The organism is Rhodanobacter sp. DHG33, from assembly GCF_014843005.1.
Classification (GTDB): domain Bacteria; phylum Pseudomonadota; class Gammaproteobacteria; order Xanthomonadales; family Rhodanobacteraceae; genus Rhodanobacter_A.
In genome coordinates this window covers 18,849-35,209 of record NZ_JACYXM010000009.1, presented here as the reverse complement: position 1 = coordinate 35,209, position 16,361 = coordinate 18,849, and the positions used below count along the sequence as shown (strand labels likewise).

The 16,361-nt window shown below is 66.0% G+C and carries 14 protein-coding genes; 11 read left to right on the top strand and 3 right to left on the bottom strand.

Features of this window, described 5'->3' with window-relative positions; all coding sequences use genetic code 11:
• Positions 1–133 precede the first annotated feature (133 nt).
• Together IHE46_RS15520 and IHE46_RS15515 are read right to left on the bottom strand one after the other, a co-directional pair.
• Positions 134–2,521, bottom strand: a complete 2,388-nt coding sequence (locus IHE46_RS15520) for a 3-hydroxyacyl-CoA dehydrogenase/enoyl-CoA hydratase family protein (protein ID WP_192165610.1) — start codon at positions 2,519–2,521, stop codon at positions 134–136.
• A 77-nt stretch (positions 2,522–2,598) separates the two neighbouring features.
• Positions 2,599–3,267, bottom strand: a complete 669-nt coding sequence (locus IHE46_RS15515; protein ID WP_192165608.1) for a TetR/AcrR family transcriptional regulator — start codon at positions 3,265–3,267, stop codon at positions 2,599–2,601.
• Positions 3,268–3,442: 175 nt separating this feature from the next.
• Between IHE46_RS15515 and ndk the strand changes: the two genes are divergently transcribed.
• From ndk to moeB, 8 genes are all read left to right on the top strand, one after another.
• Positions 3,443–3,868: a nucleoside-diphosphate kinase gene (gene ndk / locus IHE46_RS15510; protein WP_192165606.1), complete on the top strand. Its 426-nt coding sequence runs from the start codon at positions 3,443–3,445 to the stop codon at positions 3,866–3,868.
• A 132-nt stretch (positions 3,869–4,000) separates the two neighbouring features.
• Entirely contained in the window at positions 4,001–5,152 is a 1,152-nt protein-coding gene (gene rlmN / locus IHE46_RS15505) for a 23S rRNA (adenine(2503)-C(2))-methyltransferase RlmN (RefSeq protein WP_192165604.1), read from the top strand.
• Positions 5,142–5,939 carry a type IV pilus biogenesis/stability protein PilW gene (gene pilW / locus IHE46_RS15500; protein ID WP_192165602.1) on the top strand — a complete coding sequence of 266 codons (798 nt, stop codon included), beginning with the start codon at positions 5,142–5,144 and terminating at the stop codon, positions 5,937–5,939. The genes rlmN and pilW overlap by 11 nt, the downstream gene beginning before the upstream one ends.
• Complete coding sequence (locus IHE46_RS15495; protein ID WP_225563107.1) at positions 5,936–6,928, top strand: helix-turn-helix domain-containing protein; 993 nt, start codon at positions 5,936–5,938, stop codon at positions 6,926–6,928. The genes pilW and IHE46_RS15495 overlap by 4 nt, the downstream gene beginning before the upstream one ends.
• Positions 6,929–7,078: 150 nt before the next feature.
• Entirely contained in the window at positions 7,079–7,729 is a 651-nt protein-coding gene (locus IHE46_RS15490; RefSeq protein ID WP_192165600.1) for a tetratricopeptide repeat protein, read from the top strand.
• Positions 7,726–8,949, top strand: a complete 1,224-nt coding sequence (bamB, locus tag IHE46_RS15485) for an outer membrane protein assembly factor BamB (protein ID WP_192165598.1) — start codon at positions 7,726–7,728, stop codon at positions 8,947–8,949. The genes IHE46_RS15490 and bamB overlap by 4 nt, the downstream gene beginning before the upstream one ends.
• Positions 8,950–8,971: 22 nt before the next feature.
• Complete coding sequence (der, locus tag IHE46_RS15480; protein ID WP_192165596.1) at positions 8,972–10,375, top strand: ribosome biogenesis GTPase Der; 1,404 nt, start codon at positions 8,972–8,974, stop codon at positions 10,373–10,375.
• A gap of 68 nt (positions 10,376–10,443) precedes the next feature.
• Positions 10,444–11,613 carry a molybdopterin-synthase adenylyltransferase MoeB gene (gene moeB, locus IHE46_RS15475; protein ID WP_192165764.1) on the top strand — a complete coding sequence of 390 codons (1,170 nt, stop codon included), beginning with the start codon at positions 10,444–10,446 and terminating at the stop codon, positions 11,611–11,613.
• On the opposite strand, the gene IHE46_RS15470 is transcribed toward moeB, so the two are convergent.
• A complete protein-coding gene (locus IHE46_RS15470) occupies positions 11,574–12,173 on the bottom strand; it encodes a GNAT family N-acetyltransferase (protein WP_192165595.1) in 600 nt (199 codons plus the stop codon). The genes moeB and IHE46_RS15470 overlap by 40 nt on opposite strands.
• A 69-nt stretch (positions 12,174–12,242) precedes the next feature.
• On the opposite strand from IHE46_RS15470, the gene folD reads away from it, so the two are divergent.
• From folD to guaA, 3 genes are all read left to right on the top strand, one after another.
• Entirely contained in the window at positions 12,243–13,091 is an 849-nt protein-coding gene (folD, locus tag IHE46_RS15465; protein ID WP_192165593.1) for a bifunctional methylenetetrahydrofolate dehydrogenase/methenyltetrahydrofolate cyclohydrolase FolD, read from the top strand.
• A 69-nt stretch (positions 13,092–13,160) separates the two neighbouring features.
• A complete protein-coding gene (guaB, locus tag IHE46_RS15460) occupies positions 13,161–14,621 on the top strand; it encodes an IMP dehydrogenase (protein ID WP_192165591.1) in 1,461 nt (486 codons plus the stop codon).
• Between the two features lie 117 nt (positions 14,622–14,738).
• Positions 14,739–16,319 carry a glutamine-hydrolyzing GMP synthase gene (gene guaA / locus IHE46_RS15455; protein ID WP_192165589.1) on the top strand — a complete coding sequence of 527 codons (1,581 nt, stop codon included), beginning with the start codon at positions 14,739–14,741 and terminating at the stop codon, positions 16,317–16,319.
• Positions 16,320–16,361: the final 42 nt, after the last annotated feature.

The following is a 16,361-nucleotide window of genomic DNA, read 5'->3' as shown; positions in this document are numbered from 1 at the left end:
GCGGGTGTGCGGCGACGCGTCTTGGGTTGTCTTGTTCGTCATTCCGGCGTAGGCCGGAATCCAGTCGCAGCAACGATCGGTCTTCGCTACTGGATCCCGGCCTGCGCCGGGATGACGCACTGGTGGGATGCGATCAGTTCCTGAGCGGCTTGCCGGTAGTCATGGTGTGCGCGATGCGGGCCTGGGTCTTTTCGGTCTTCGCCAGCTCCACGAAGTGCTTGCGCTCCAGTTCCAGCAGCCACTCCTCGTCCACCAGCGAGCCGCGCTCCACATTGCCGCCGCACAGGCAGTCTGCGATGCGCGTGGCGATGGCGATGTCGTGCTCGGAGGCGAAGTAGCCGGCCTGCAGGTTGGCCAGCGAGGCCTTGAAGGTGGCCGTGCCCACGTCGCCGGCGACCGGCACGTTGCGCAGGTAGAGCGGCGGCCGGTAACCGGACTCGGCCAGCGACAGCGCCACCTTCTTCGCCACGTACAGCAGCTCGTAGGCGTTGAACACGACCACGTCGCTGTCGCGCAGCAGGCCCATGTTCTTCGCCTCGATGGCGCTGGGCGAGACCTTGGCCATCGCCACCGTCTCGAACACCTTCTTCAGCGATTCGAACGGATCGGCCGGGTTGGCCTTGGCCGCGCGCACGGCCAGCTCGTGCAGGCCACCGCCGGCGGGCAGCAGGCCCACGCCGGCCTCGACCAGGCCGATGTAGCTTTCCAACGCGGCCACGGTGCGCGCGGAGTGCATCTGGAATTCGCAGCCGCCGCCTAGCGCGAGGCCGCGCACGGCGGAGACCACCGGCACCAGCGAATGCTTGATGCGCATGCTGGTGCGCTGGAAGTTGGCGACCATGTGCTCGAAGTCCTCGAACTTGCCGGCCTGCAGCAGGCCCAGCGCGCCCTTCAGATCCGCGCCGGCGGAGAACGGCTCGCCGTTCTGCCAGATCACCACGGCCTTGAGCTTTTCCTCGGCGATGCCGACGGCATGTTGGATGCCGTCGAGCACCTGGTCGTTGACCGTGTGCATCTTGGTCTTGAACGAGATGATGCCCACGCCGTCGTCGCCCAGCGTCCACAGGCGCACGCCGTCGTTTTCCCACACCGTGCTGCCCTGGTCGAATTTCTCGCCGAGGATGGGATCGGGGAACAACTGGCGCGCGTAGACCGGATGCGTGGAGCGCGGCTTGGCCTTGCCGTCGGCGGCGGACCAGGAGCCGTCCTTGCCGTGCACACCGTCGCGGCCGTCCAGCACCCAGGCGGGCAACGGCGCGCTGCTCATGGCCTTGCCGGCGGCGATGTCTTCCTGCACCCATTGCGCCACCTGCTGCCAGCCGGCGGCCTGCCAGGTCTCGAACGGGCCGAGCTTCCAGCCGTAACCCCAGCGGATCGCGAAATCCACGTCGCGCGCGGTGTCGGCGATGTCGGCCAGGTGGTAGGCGGTGTAATGGAACAGATCGCGGAAGGTGGCCCACAGGAACTGCGCCTGCTTGTCCTGCGAAGCGCGCAGTTTGGCGAACTTCTCGGCCGGGTTCTTGATCGCCAGGATGGCGGCGACCTCGTCCGAGGCCTTCTGCTCCGAAGCCCGGTAATCCTGCTTGGCGACGTCGAGCACGACGATGTCCTTGCCGGCCTTCCGATAGAAGCCGGCGCCGTTCTTCTGGCCCAGCGCGCCTTTTTCGATCAGCGCGGAGAGCCACGCGGGCGCCTTGAAGTAGGCATGCCACGGGTCATCGGGCAGCGTGTCGGCCATGGTCTTGATGACGTGCGCCATGGTGTCCAGGCCCACCACGTCGGCGGTGCGGTAGGTGGCGCTCTTCGGGCGATCCACGGCGGGGCCGGTGAGCGCGTCCACCACATCGAAGCCCAGCCCGAACTGCTCGGTGTGGTGCATGGTGGCCAGCATCGAGAACACGCCGATGCGGTTGCCGATGAAGTTGGGCGTGTCGCGGGCGATCACCACACCCTTGCCCACGGTGGTGACGAGGAAGGCTTCCAGGCCTTCGACCACCTTCGGCTCGGTGAGGCGCGTCGGGATCACCTCGACCAGGTGCATGTAGCGCGGCGGGTTGAAGAAGTGCACGCCGCAGAAGCGGTGGCGCATTTCCTCAGGCAGCGCCTCGGCCAGGCCGTTGATCGACAGGCCCGAGGTGTTCGACGCCAGCACCGCGGTGGGCGAGACGTGCGGGGCGATCTTCTTGTAGAGATCCAGCTTCCAGTCCATGCGTTCGGCGATGGCTTCCACGATCAGGTCGCAGCCTTCCAGCAGCGCGAGGTTCTGGTCGTAGTTCGCCGGGATGATGGCGGCGGCAAGGCTGGCATCGGCCAGCGGGGCCGGGGAGAGCTTCTTCAGGTGCTCGATGGCCTTGAGCGCGATGCCGCTCTTGGGACCTTCCTTCGCGGCGAGGTCGAACAGCACGGTTTCGACGCCGGCATTGGTCAGGTGAGCGGCGATCTGTGCGCCCATGACGCCGGCGCCGAGCACGGCCGCCTTGCGGATGCGCAGCGTCGGGGTGGTGGTGGATGAAGCGGTCATGGAAGTCTCCGGATGAAGAGCTGCTTGCGGAACGAAGTCGGTCAAGGTGACCGCCTGGCCGTGGCCGGGCGGTGAAATCAGGTGGCGTTGAGGCCGGCCGCGGCGAAGCGGATCAGGTGCTGTGCGGTCTGCTCGCGGTGGGCGCGCTCGCTGACGTCGCTCTTGCGCTGGATGATGCCGAAGCCGGACATGGCATGGGTCAGCGCGCCGGTGACCAGGTCGATGCGCCAATACAGTTCCTCCTTGCTCAGCCGCGGCAGCAGGCGGCCGAATTCGGCGGTGAACTGGCGCATCACGTGGCCGTAGTTCTCGGACAGGAACTTGCGCAGGCCGTCGTCGTGCTCGGCGAAGGCGCGCGCCAGCACGCGCATGAACAGCGAGCCGCCATCCTCGTGCGAAAGTTCGAGGGCAGGGCGGATGAACGCGTCGAGCACATCCTCCAGCCGCGTTCCGGGCTGGCCGGCGACCTTGGCGAGCGCGGCGAGGCGCTGGGCGTTCAGTGCGTCCAGCCGGCGCCGGAACACCTGTTCGACCAGTTTTTCCTTGGAGCCGAAGTGGTAGTTGACCGCGGCGAGGTTGACCCCGGCAGCGCTGGTCAGCTGGCGGAGCGAGGCGCCGTCGAAGCCGCGCTGGGCGAACAGGGTCTCGGCGGCGCCGAGTATGCGTTCCTTGGTGGAGCCGGTGCGGTTCACGGGTCGGGTCAATCCACGTGGCCAAGGGAGGGATTCAAACGATCGTTTGAGCATACGCGCGGGGATTGGCTGCCGTCAAACAGGGCGCCCCGAGAGCCCGTCGCCAACTTGCGAATGGGATAGAATCTGTCAAACTTCGCGTTCTAAACCCGCATTCCGAGTCGGTTTTGACCGCCCGCGGCACGATGCCGGCCCCGCACACTTTCATCCCATTTACCGGAGCACCCCCATGGCGCTGGAGCGCACCCTTTCCATCATCAAGCCCGATGCCGTCGCGAAGAACGTGATCGGCGAGATCTACGCCCGTTTCGAGAAGGCCGGTCTCAAGGTCGTCGCTGCCAAGCAGAAGCAGTTGTCGCGTGCCGAGGCCGAGGGCTTCTATGCCGTGCACAAGGAGCGTCCGTTCTTCAAGGCGCTGGTGGATTTCATGATCTCCGGCCCGGTGATGATCCAGGTGCTGCAGGGCGAGAACGCCGTGCTCAAGCACCGCGACCTGATGGGTGCCACCAATCCGAAGGAAGCCGCGCCGGGCACGATCCGCGCCGACTTCGCCGATTCCATCGATGCGAACGCCGTGCACGGTTCCGATGCTGCCGAGACGGCGGCTGTCGAGATCGCCTACTTCTTCGCTTCCACCGAAGTGCATTCGCGTTGATTTGTGCGTTCATTCGTGAACGCGAAGATCAAGAAGCGGCCATCCATAGCCGCACGAGTTAAACAAAAGCGTTCATCCCTGAACGCGAAAATCAAAAGGCGGCCATCCATGGCCGCACTCTGAAACAAGGACATGAACCAGGTAGCCGCCATTTCATCCGACCAGTCCGGCACCGCCGGCAAGGTCAACCTGCTCGACTTCGATCGTCAGGGGCTGCGCGATTTCTTCGCGCAGCTCGGCGAGAAGCCGTATCGCGCCGAGCAGGTGATGAAGTGGATCTACCACCACCTCGAGTCCGACTTCGCCAACATGACCGACGTGGGCAAGGCGCTGCGCGCCAAGCTCGAGGCGAGCTGCCACGTCGGTCCGCCGAAGACCCTGGTGGACAAGGCCGCGGCTGACGGCACGCACAAGTGGCTGCTGGGCATGGACGGCCGCAACGCGGTGGAGGCGGTGTACATCCCCGAGCCCACCCGCGGCACGCTGTGCGTGTCCTCGCAGATCGGCTGCGCGCTGAACTGCCAGTTCTGCTCCACCGGCGCGCAGGGCTTCAACCGCAACCTCGCCACCGCCGAGATCATCGGCCAGATGTGGGTGGCGGCGAAGCAGCTGGGCAACGTCACCCACCAGAACCGCCGCATCACCAACGTGGTGATGATGGGCATGGGCGAGCCGCTGGCGAACTTCGACAACGTGGTGCGGGCGATGAGCCTGATGCGCGACGACCTGGGCTTCGGCCTCGCGTCCAAGCGCGTCACGCTGTCCACCGCTGGCATGGTGCCGATGATCGACAAGTTGTCGGAAGTCATCGACGTGTCGCTGGCGGTGTCGCTGCACGCGGCCAACGACGAGCTGCGCACCGAGCTGGTGCCGCTCAACAAGCGCTACCCGCTGGCCGAGCTGACCGCGGCCTGCCAGCGCTGGATCGCGCGCAAGCCGCGCACCTCGATCACCTTCGAATACACCCTGATGAAGGGTGTGAACGACCAGCCCGAGCACGCGAAGCAGCTGATCCGCTTCATGCGCAAGCTGCCGACCTGCAAGGTCAACCTGATCCCGTTCAACCCCTTCCCGGGTACGCGCTTCGAGCGCTCGGACGCCGAGACTATCCGCGCGTTCCAGACGCAGTTGCTCAACGCCGGCATCCTCACCATGCTGCGCCGCACCCGCGGCGACGACATCGATGCCGCCTGCGGCCAGTTGGCCGGGCAGGTGAACGACCGTACCCGGCGCAGCGCCGGAATTCGCCAACGTGTGGACCAAGAGGTGTCGAATGCGCTTTAAATCGCTGTCGGCGCTCGGCCTGTCGCTGGCGCTTGCCGGTTGCGTGACGGTTGGCGACAACGCCGACCACAGCCAGAACGACACGTCCATTCCCAAGACCAGCAAGGCCGACCAGCGCAAGGATGCCGCCCGCGTCCATACCGACCTGGCCCAGCATTACCTTGCCCTGGGTAACCTGCAGGACGCGCTGGCCAAGCTGAAGCTGGCGCTGCAGTTCGACCCGAACTACGCACCTGCCCACACGGTCATCGCGTTCGTCTACGAGAAGATCAACAAGCTGCCGGAGGCGGAGACCAATTACCGCCAGGCAGTGGCGCTGGAACCGGACAAGGGGATGCCGAACAACAACCTCGGCCAGTTCCTGTGCCGCACGGGGAAATTCCAGGAGTCGATCGGCTATTTCCAGAAGGCCGTGGCCGACCCGTTCTACAGCACCCCCGACGTGGCCCTCACCAACGAAGGCATCTGCCAGCTCCAGATGGGCAACCAAGCCGCGGCGGAAGCGAGTTTTCGTGACGCAATCGCACGGAATCCCAACAACGGCGATGCACTCTTCCATCTGGCTGAAGTACTCTACCGGCAGGGGGATGCGTTCCGAGCCCGGGCCTTCATTCAGCGCTTCGATGCGTTGGGCGGCTCCAATGCGGCCGCTCTCAAACTTGGTTACGATATCGAGTCGCGCTTGGGCAACACGGATGCAGCCCAAACCTATCTCAGGCGTTTGCAGAGCCAGTTCCCGGACTCGGAGCAGGCTCGCGCCCTGAAAATCACTGCCAGCAGTCCATGAACACCATGCAGCCTTCCCAGCCTGGCCAGGATCCGGCCGCGCCCGATCTGTTCGCCGAAAGGGATGTCACGGAAGTACCCGTTGCCAGCCAGGTGCATGTCGACCCCGATGCCGCCTTCGGCAGCCGTCTGCGTGCGGCGCGCGAAGCGCGCCGACTGGATATGGAAACCTGCGCGCATGCGCTGAGGCTGCCCTTGCGCATTCTCCGCAAGCTCGAGCAGGGCGAGCATGGCGACATCGACTCCCGTGTCTATCTGGCCAGCTATATCGGCAAGTACAGCCAGTACCTGGGCATCGACGATGCGGCGATCCAGGCCGAATTGGCGCGTGTCCGCCATGTCGAGCCGCAACTCGTGGCCACGGGCGGCATCTCGCATTCGCGTTTCCTGCTCGACCGCTACGCCACTGCCGCCACCTATGTGGTGCTGACCTTGGTGATCGCGGTACCCACGATCTGGTTCGGCGTGCGCAGCACGCTGGACCGCGACCTCAGCCATCTCACGCCGCTGGATGCATCGCCGGTGGCGCAGCAGGATGCGCAGAGCGTTGTCCCTGGCAAGCCGAACGCGGTGTCGACGGCAGCGACGAAGGCCCCGGCGACCCAGCCGCAGGCCCAGGACCAGCAGCCGCTGATGGCTTCGATGGCGCCGTTTCCCAACCTGGGTGACGAGGCGTCGCAGCCGAAAGCCGCGCCTGCCACATCTTCGACGGATGCCAGTGGCCACAGCCTGACCTTGAGCCTCAATGCGGCCAGCTGGGTCGAGGTGGTCGGACAGGACGGTACGCGGTTGGAATACGGCCTGCTGCCCGCCGGCACCAGCAAGACCTGGCACAGCGAGCAGCCGCTCGATGTGCGCATCGGCAACGCCGACGGTGCGCAGGTGAGCATCGACGGGCAGTCGGTGGCGCTCGATGCGCTTCGTCACGCCAACGTGGCGCATTTCCGCATGCAAATCGCGGATGGCAAGGCCGCTGCGGCCAATCTCTGATCGCCATCGCACTGCGCCTGCGATCCATCCATTTCGGTTATGCTTGCCCATTCTTCGCCCGTGCTCGGGCGAAGGGTGATGGCGAGCCATTTTTTGTCGCCATCCAGCCTGCGGGCGCCCTGCGCGCGCGGTACCCAACAACGGTGAAACATGGCATTTGACGCATACGACGACTACGAACAAAGCGAGCGTGTCCAGAAGTGGCTGCGCGAGAACGGCCTTTCCATCGCCGTGGGTATCGCGATCGGCCTGGTCGGCATTTTCGGCCTGCAGCAGTGGCGCAAGCATCAGGCGAACAACGAAGCCGCTGCCGCCACCCTTTACCAGCAGGCCGAAGTGGCGCAGGCCGCGGGCAAACCCGAGGCCGCGACTGCCTTCGTCGACGAATTGATGAAGGATTACGCCAAGTCCCCGTATGCGCTGTTCGCGGTCAGCGACCGCGCGAAGCAGCAGGTGAAGGACAAGCAGCTGGACAAGGCCCTGGACTCGCTGCAGTGGGCCGCGGCGCATGCCACCGATCCGGTGCTGAAGTCGATGGTGCAACTGCGCATGGCCAATGTGCAGTTGGCCAAGGGTGACGGCCAGGCCGCGCTGACCACGCTCGAAGCCATGCCGGCCGGGCAATACACCGGCCTGAACCAGGAACTCCGCGGCGACGCGCTGGTCAAGCTTGGACGCGCCGACGACGCACGCAAGGCCTACCAGGCGGCGATGGCGGCATTGGGTGAGGACGCGCCGCAGCATGCCGTCCTGCAGATGAAAATCGATGATCTGGCCGTGGCCGGGAAGCAGGGTGCATGAAAGTCGTGGTGAACAAGAAAGTATGGCTGCTGGCACTGGGTACGCTGGTGCTGCTGGCCGGCTGCGATTCCTTCAAGAAGAAGAACCTCGAGCCGCCGACTCCGCTGGACAAGCATTTCACGGCCACGGCGCAGGTCAGCAAGGTCTGGACTGCCCGCATCGGCAAGGGCGCCGGCATCAGCGGCGTGCGCCTGCGCCCCGCAGTGGTCGATGGCGTGCTGTACGCCATCAGCACCGACGGCAAGATCGGCGCTTTCGATGCCGCGAGCGGCAAGAAGCTGTGGGAAAAGAGCACCAAGATCAAGAAGGGCTGGTTCGGCCTGGGCGGAAAGAAGGGCAAGGCCGTCCCGGAAGCTACCTATGCAGGTGGCCCGACCGTGGCCGGCAACCTGCTGGTGGCGGGTACGCTTGACGGCTATGTCTACGGCATGAGCCCGAAGGACGGCAGCGAGCTGTGGTCGTCCGAACTGGATTCCGAAGTGCTGTCCGCACCGGCGATCAGCGGCGATCTGGTGATCGTGCGCACCCAGGACGGCCGCGTCTATGGCCTCGATGCCGCCACCGGCAAGCGCCGCTGGGTCTACGACCAGGGCACCGTGCCCTCGCTCAGCCTGCGCGGCAACGGCACGCCGCTGGCCGTGAACGGCGTGGTGTTCATCGGCAGCGACGACGGCAAACTGGTCGCACTGCGCCTGGACAACGGCGAGAAGCTGTGGGAGCAGCGCCTGGCGAACGGCGATGGCCGCACCGACATCGAGCGCCTGGACGATGCCGACGACGCGATCCTGCTCGATGGCAGCACGCTCTACGGCGCCGCCTACCACGGCAACCTCACGGCGATCGACGGTCCCAGCGGCCGCCCGATGTGGTCGCACCCGTTCTCCACCTACACCTCGCTGGCCCTGAACAGCAGTGCCCTCTTCGGCGTCAACGACCAGGGCGAAGTGTGGGCGTTCGACCGCAGCAGCGGCTCGGACATGTGGAAGAACGACAAGCTCAAGTACCGCTGGCTCACGGGGCCTGCGGTGCAGGGCAACTACATCGTGGTGGCCGACACGGCGGGCTTCGTGCACTGGCTGCAGAGCAGCGACGGTGCGCTGGCTGCACGCATCCGCCTGTCCAAGAAGCCGATCCAGGCCCAACCGGTAGTGGTGGGCGACACCGTGTATGTCGAGGACGTGCAGGGCCATATCGGCGCTTATCGCCTCGCCGCGCACTGATCGCCGGGAACCATGCCTCCTCATGCTGCCCGTCGTCGCCCTGGTCGGTCGTCCCAATGTCGGTAAATCGACTCTTTTCAACGCGCTGACGCGCAGCCGCGACGCCCTGGTGGCCGACCTGCCGGGCGTCACCCGCGACCGCCACTACGGCGTTTGCCATCTCGTCGAAGAACGGCCGTTCGTGGTGGTCGATACTGGCGGCCTCTCCGGTTCGGACGAAGGCCTGGACGGTCTTACCGCGCAACAGGTACGCCTGGCCATCGCCGAGGCGCAGGCGCTGGTGTTCGTGCTCGACGCGCGCGACGGTTTGTTGCCGCAGGACCGCAGCATCCTCGATGAACTGCGCCGCAGCGGCAAACCCATCATCGCCGCGGTCAACAAGACCGATGGCCTTGACGAACAGGCCGCGTTGGCGGAGTTCGCCGCTTTCGGCATCGCCGCCACGCTGCCGCTGTCCGCGGCGCACAACCGCGGCACCGACCAACTGATCGCCGCGCTGCAGCCGCTGCTGCCGGAAGATGCGCACGAAGAGCTTGCGCCCGACGAGAGCGACAGCATCCGCGTCGCCATCGTCGGCCGTCCGAACGCGGGCAAGTCCACTCTGATCAATCGCCTGCTCGGCGAAGACCGGATGATCGTTTCCGACGTGGCCGGCACCACGCGCGACCCGATCCGCGTGCCGCTGGAACGCGACGGCCGCAAGTACACCCTGATCGACACTGCCGGTGTGCGTCGCCGGGCACGCGTCGAGGAAGCGGTGGAGAAATTCAGCGTCATCAAGACCCTGCAGTCGATGGCCGCCGCGCAGGTCGTGGTGATGATGATCGACGCGCGCGAGAACCTCGCCGACCAGGACCTCACCCTGATCGGCCACGCGCTGGACGAGGGCAGGGCGCTGGTCATCGCGGTGAACAAGTGGGACGGTCTCGACGCCTACCAGCGCGAACGTTGCCAGGAAGCGCTGGCGCGCCGCCTGCAGTTCGTGGAATGGGCGCGGCATGTCTACATCTCCGCCATGCACGGCTCGGGCCTGCGCGAGCTGATGCGCGCTATCGTGCGTGCGCATGCCTCCGCGACCAAGGAACTGAATTCGTCCGACCTCACCCGTTCGCTGGAAAAGGCCTACCAGAACTACCAGCCGCCGCTGGTGCGCGGGCATGCGCCCAAGCTGCGCTTCGCCCATCCCGGCGGCAGCAATCCGCCCACCATCGTGATCCACGGCAGCCGCACCAAGCACATCGCGCCGGCCTACCAGCGCTACCTCGAGAACTTCTTCCGCCAGCGCTACAAGCTCGAAGGCACATCCATCCGCATCGTGTTCCGCGAAGGCGAGAACCCCTATGCCGGAAAGAAGAACGTGCTCACCGAAGGCCAGCTGCGCAAACGCCAGCGCATGATCCGCGAGATGAAAAAGCGCAAGAAGTAACCGCCTATCCGATGGCTCCGCTGATCCATGGAGCCATCGAGCAGGCTCCGGGTCGTTACACTGTCGGCATGCCATCGATCACCCAACGCGACACGCTGCTGGCCGAACTCCGCGGCCGCATCTCCGAGGTTTCGCCCGCCGATGCGCTTGCGCACCAGGCGCAAGGTGCGTTGCTGATCGACGTGCGCGAGGACGGCGAGCGCGCCGCTGGCACACCGGCAGGGGCGCTGGGCCTGTCGCGCGGTTTCCTCGAACTGCGCATCGAGCAGGCGGAACCGGATCGTGCGCGCCCCATCCTCGCGCTGTGCGGCAGCGGCATGCGTTCGCTGCTGGCGGCGGAATCGCTGCAACGCATGGGTTACCGCGACGTGCATTCCGTAGCGGGTGGGTTCGAACGCTGGAAGGGTGAAGGCCTGCCCATCGTGACCGGCGCACTGGATGCAGATGCCGCCGAGCGCTATGCGCGTCAGCTGCGCCTGCCGCAGGTGGGCGAGGCAGGGCAGGCGAAACTCGCGGCGGCGAAAGTCGTACTGCTCGGGGCAGGCGGGCTCGGCGCGCCTGCGGCGTTGTATCTCGCCGCGGCCGGCGTGGGCCAACTCACCCTGGTCGACGACGACCGGGTGGAGCGCTCCAACCTGCACCGGCAGGTGATCCACGCCGATGCGCGCGTGGGTATTGCCAAGACCGAGTCGGCACGCATCGCATTGAACGCGCTGAATCCGCGCGTCCGCATCGAAACGCGCAGCGAGCGCCTGGGCGCCGACAACGTGGAACAGCTGCTGGCCGGTCATGACGTATTGATCGATGGTGCCGACAATTTTCCCGCGCGCTACCTGCTGGCCGCGGCTTCGCTGCGGTTGTGGCTGCCGATGGTCTACGGGGCGGTGGAACGTTTCAGCGGCCAGGTCAGCGTGTTCGATCCGCGCAGGGCGGATTCGCCGTGCTACCGCTGCCTGTTCCCCGAGCCGCCTGCGGCGGCCGACGCGCCGAACTGTAGCGAGGCCGGCGTGCTCGGTGTGCTGCCCGGCATCGTGGGCTTGCTGCAGGCCACCGAGGCGCTGAAGCTGATCCTCGGACTGGGCGAGCCGCTGGTCGGCCGCTTGTTGTCCTTCGATGCGCTGGGCATGCGTTTCCGCGAGACGCGCCTGCCGCGCGATCCGGAGTGTCCTGGTTGTGGGGCAGGCGCCCGCTTCACCGGTTACGAGGACGTCGCGGCGTTCTGCGCTTCCGCCGCCTGATCGAGGTCGACGGGAAGCAACCCGTAGACCACGGCATCTTCGGATTGCCCGTGCATCAACACGCGGCCTCTTGCAATACCTTCGCGCCTGGCGCCGATGCGCTCGGCACAGCGCTGGCTGGCGAGGTTGCCCGTGGCCGCGACGATCTCGATCCGCTGCAATCCCAGCGCTTCAAAGCCGAATAGCGCAACGGCGCGTGCAGCGTGCGTGGCATATCCACGACCGTTGACGGATGTGCGCATCCAGTAGCCGAGATTGCCGCGCATATTGCGTTCGTCCAGCTGGTTGAGGCCAACACCACCCGCCAGCCGCCCCGTCGCGTCGAGTACCGCGAAGGCGTACTGCTCGCCTGCATCCCAACCCTGTTTGCAGACAACGATGCGCTGGCGCGCAGCGTCCAAGTCATAGTCCGCATGGCACCACTGCAGCCATCGCCCCACGCTGCCCAGCGACTCCTGGACGGCCTCGTGCAAGGCTTGTGCGTCATCGTCCCGCCAGGGCCGCAAGGCAAGTGGCGGGATAGCGATCTCCGCGGTTCCAGGGGGATTTTGCAGGGGCATGGGCAAAGTACGTTTGTGCGGGTGGCGGCCAGTCAGGATAATGTTGCGCTTTGCAAACAGAAAAGCCCCATGAGCGCACGCATCCTCGACGGCAAACGCATCGCGCAGGAACTGCTGGACCGCATCGGCAAGCGTGTCGCCGAGCGCAAAGCGCAAGGCCTGCCCGCGCCAGGGCTGGCCGTGGTGCTGGTGGGCGATGATGCGGCTTCGTCGGTGTACGTACGCAACAAGCGCAAGGCCTGCCATCAGGTGGGCTTCCGTTCCTTCGACTACGACCTGCCGGCCAGCACTTCGCAGGAAGAACTGTTCGCGCTGATCGACCGGCTCAATGCCGATCCGGAAGTGCACGGCATCCTGGTGCAGTCGCCGCTGCCGGAACACATCGACGAAGACGCGCTGGTCGACCGCATCGATCCGGCCAAGGACGTGGACGGCTTCCAGGCGGTGAACGTAGGTCGTCTCGCGCTGCGCCGCTTCGGCTTGCGCCCATGCACGCCCAAGGGCGTGATGACCCTGTTGGGCCACACCGACCGGCCGGTGCGCGGCCAGGATGCGGTGGTGGTGGGCGTATCCAACCACGTGGGTCGTCCGCTGGCGCTGGAGTTGCTGATCGCCGGCTGCACCACCACCTGCTGCCACAAGTTCACGCGCGACCTGGAAGGCCATGTGCGTCGAGCCGACATCGTGATCGTCGCGGTGGGCCGCCCGGGGCTGGTCAAGGGCGAATGGATCAAGCCCGGCGCGGTGGTGATCGACGTGGGCATCAACCGTCTAGACGACGGTCGTCTGGTGGGCGACGTGGAATTCGCCCCGGCCGCCGAACGCGCCAGCTGGATCACGCCTGTGCCCGGCGGCGTGGGTCCGATGACCGTGGCCACGCTGATGGAAAACACGCTGGAAGCCGCCGAAGCCCGCTGATGTTCAGCCGTTGCGCTGGCGGCATGCTGCAGTGCCGCGTATAATCCTCTCTTTGCCGCGGGGCTTACCATGCGCATTCTCGCCGAGGCTCTCACCTACGACGACGTTTTCCTTGTTCCGGGCCATTCCATCGTGCTGCCGCGCGACGTGGACACCTCCACCCGGTTCACCCGCAGCCTGCGCCTGAACATCCCCATCGTTTCCGCGGCGATGGATACCGTGACCGAAGCGCGCCTCGCCATCACCATGGCGCAGCAGGGCGGCATCGGCATCATCCACAAGAACATGACGCTCGAACAGCAGGCCGCCGAAGTGCGCCTGGTGAAGAAATTCGAAGCCGGCGTGATTCGCAACCCCTTTAGCGTGAGCCCCGACACCTCGATCCGCGAAGTGCTCAAGCTCACCCGCGCGCACAGCATCTCCGGCGTGCCGGTGGTGGAAGGCGGCAAGCTGGTGGGCATCGTCACCAGTCGCGACATGCGCTTCGAGCGCAAGCCCGACGATCCGGTGCGCAACATCATGACCCGGCAGGAACGCCTGGTCACGGTGAAGGAGGGCGCCGGCCAGGACGAGGTGCTGCAGCTGCTGCACAAGCACCGCATCGAGAAGGTGCTGGTGGTCAACGACGACTTCCAACTGCGCGGCCTGATCACGGTGAAGGACATCCAGAAGGCGCGCGACAACCCGAATTCGGTGAAGGACCTCAACGAAGCGCTGCTGGTCGGCGCCGCGGTGGGCGTCGGTGGCGACACCGAGCGCCGCGTGGAGGCGCTGGTCGAGGCCGGCGTGGACGTGCTGGTGGTGGATACCGCGCACGGCCATTCGCAGGGCGTGATCGACCGCGTGAGTTGGGTGAAGCGCAGCTACCCGCAGGTGCAGGTGATCGCCGGCAACATCGTCACGGGCGATGCCGCGCTGATGCTGCGCGACGCCGGTGCCGATGCAGTGAAGGTAGGCGTGGGCCCGGGCTCGATCTGCACCACCCGCGTGGTGGCCGGTGTGGGCGTGCCGCAGATCACCGCCATCGACATGGTGGCCACGGCGCTGAAGGATTCCATCCCGCTGATCGCGGACGGCGGCATCCGCTATTCCGGCGACATCCCGAAAGCGCTGGCCGCGGGTGCGAGCTCGGTCATGCTGGGCTCGATGTTCGCCGGCACCGAAGAATCTCCAGGCGAGGTGGAACTGTTCCAGGGACGCTCGTACAAGAGCTACCGCGGCATGGGCTCCATCGGTGCGATGCAGCTGGGTTCCAAGGACCGTTATTTCCAGGACAACGAAGCCGACGCCGACAAGCTGGTGCCCGAAGGCATCGAGGGCCGCGTGCCGTACCGCGGCTCGCTGCGCAACATCATCCACCAGTTGATCGGCGGCCTGCGCGCCTCGATGGGCTATCTCGGCGCGGCCACCATCGACGACGTGCGCAACAAGGCGCAGTTCGTGAAGGTGACTTCGGCCGGCGTGACCGAAGCGCACCCGCACGACATCCAGATCACCAAGGAAGCGCCGAACTACCGGCTGAATTCCTGATGCGGGCGGGCAGGGGATTCCCTGCCCGATCCGCGGCTCATGCGTGACGCTGTTCCCGACCAGGTCGGGAACGACACGATCCATTCCGGATGTCCTTCCGAAAAGCCCTCAAGTCCGATGCAAAACATCCATTCCGACAAGATCCTTATCCTCGACTTCGGTGCGCAGTACACGCAGCTGATCGCGCGCCGCGTACGCGAACTCGGCGTCTATTGCGAAATCTGGGCATGGGATCACGACCCGGCCGAGATCGCCGCGTTCGGCGCTAAGGGCATCATCCTCTCGGGCGGCCCGGAATCCACCACGCTGCCGGGCGCACCCAAGGCGCCGCAGGAAGTGTTCGACTCCGGCCTGCCCATCCTCGGCATCTGCTACGGCATGCAGACGCTGGCCGCGCAGTTGGGTGGCGCGACGGAAGCCGCCGACCAGCGCGAATTCGGCCACGCGGAAGTGGACATCGTGGCGAAGAGCCGCTTGTTCGACGGCCTTTCCGACCATGGCGACGCGCACCGCCTAGACGTGTGGATGAGCCACGGCGATCACGTCAGCAAAGCGCCGCTGGGCTTCGCCATCACCGGCAGCACCGACCGCATTCCCGTCGCGGTGATGGAAGACGAAGCCAAGCGCTGGTACGGCGTGCAGTTCCATCCCGAAGTGACGCACACGAAGCAGGGCAGTGCGCTGCTCAAGCGTTTCGTCACCGACATCTGCGGCTGCGCCACGTTGTGGACAGCGGCCAACATCATCGACGACCAGATTGCCCGCGTGCGCGAGCAGGTGGGCGGCGACCACGTGCTGCTCGGCCTTTCCGGCGGCGTGGATTCCTCGGTGGTCGCCGCGCTGCTGCATCGCGCGATCGGCAAGCAGCTGACCTGCGTGTTCGTCGACACCGGCCTGCTGCGCTGGAAAGAGGGCGACCAGGTGATGGCCACCATGGCCGAGCACATGGGCGTCAAGGTCATCCGCGTCAACGCCGCCGAGCGCTATTTCAAGGCGCTGGAAGGCGTGGCCGATCCGGAAGCCAAGCGCAAGATCATCGGCCGTCTGTTCGTCGAGATCTTCGACGAGGAATCGGCCAAGGTCACTGATGCCGGTCACGGCCAGGTGAAGTGGCTGGCGCAGGGCACTATCTACCCTGACGTGATCGAGTCCGCCGGCAGCAAGACCGGCAAGGCGCACGTGATCAAGAGCCACCACAACGTGGGCGGCCTGCCGGAGCACATGAAGCTCAAGCTGGTCGAGCCGCTGCGCGAGCTGTTCAAGGACGAGGTACGCCGCATCGGCGTGGAACTCGGCCTGCCGCGCGAGATGGTCTATCGCCATCCGTTCCCCGGCCCGGGCCTGGGCGTACGCATCCTCGGCGAAGTGAAGCCGGAGTACGCCGAACTGCTGGCCCGTGCCGATGCCATCTTCATCGAGGAGCTGCGCAAGGCCGATCTGTACGACAAGACGAGCCAGGCCTTCGCCGTGTTCCTGCCGGTGAAATCGGTGGGCGTGGTGGGCGACGCGCGCGCCTACGAATGGGTGATCGCGTTGCGTGCCGTGGAAACCATCGACTTCATGACCGCGCACTGGGCGCACCTGCCGTACGACTTCCTCGGCAAGGTCTCCAACCGCATCATCAACGAACTGCGTGGCGTCTCCCGCGTGGTGTACGACATCAGCGGCAAGCCGCCGGCCACGATCGAGTGGGAGTGAGCCGGATCACGAACTCTGGCTTGCCCCCGAAAGCCGGCATTG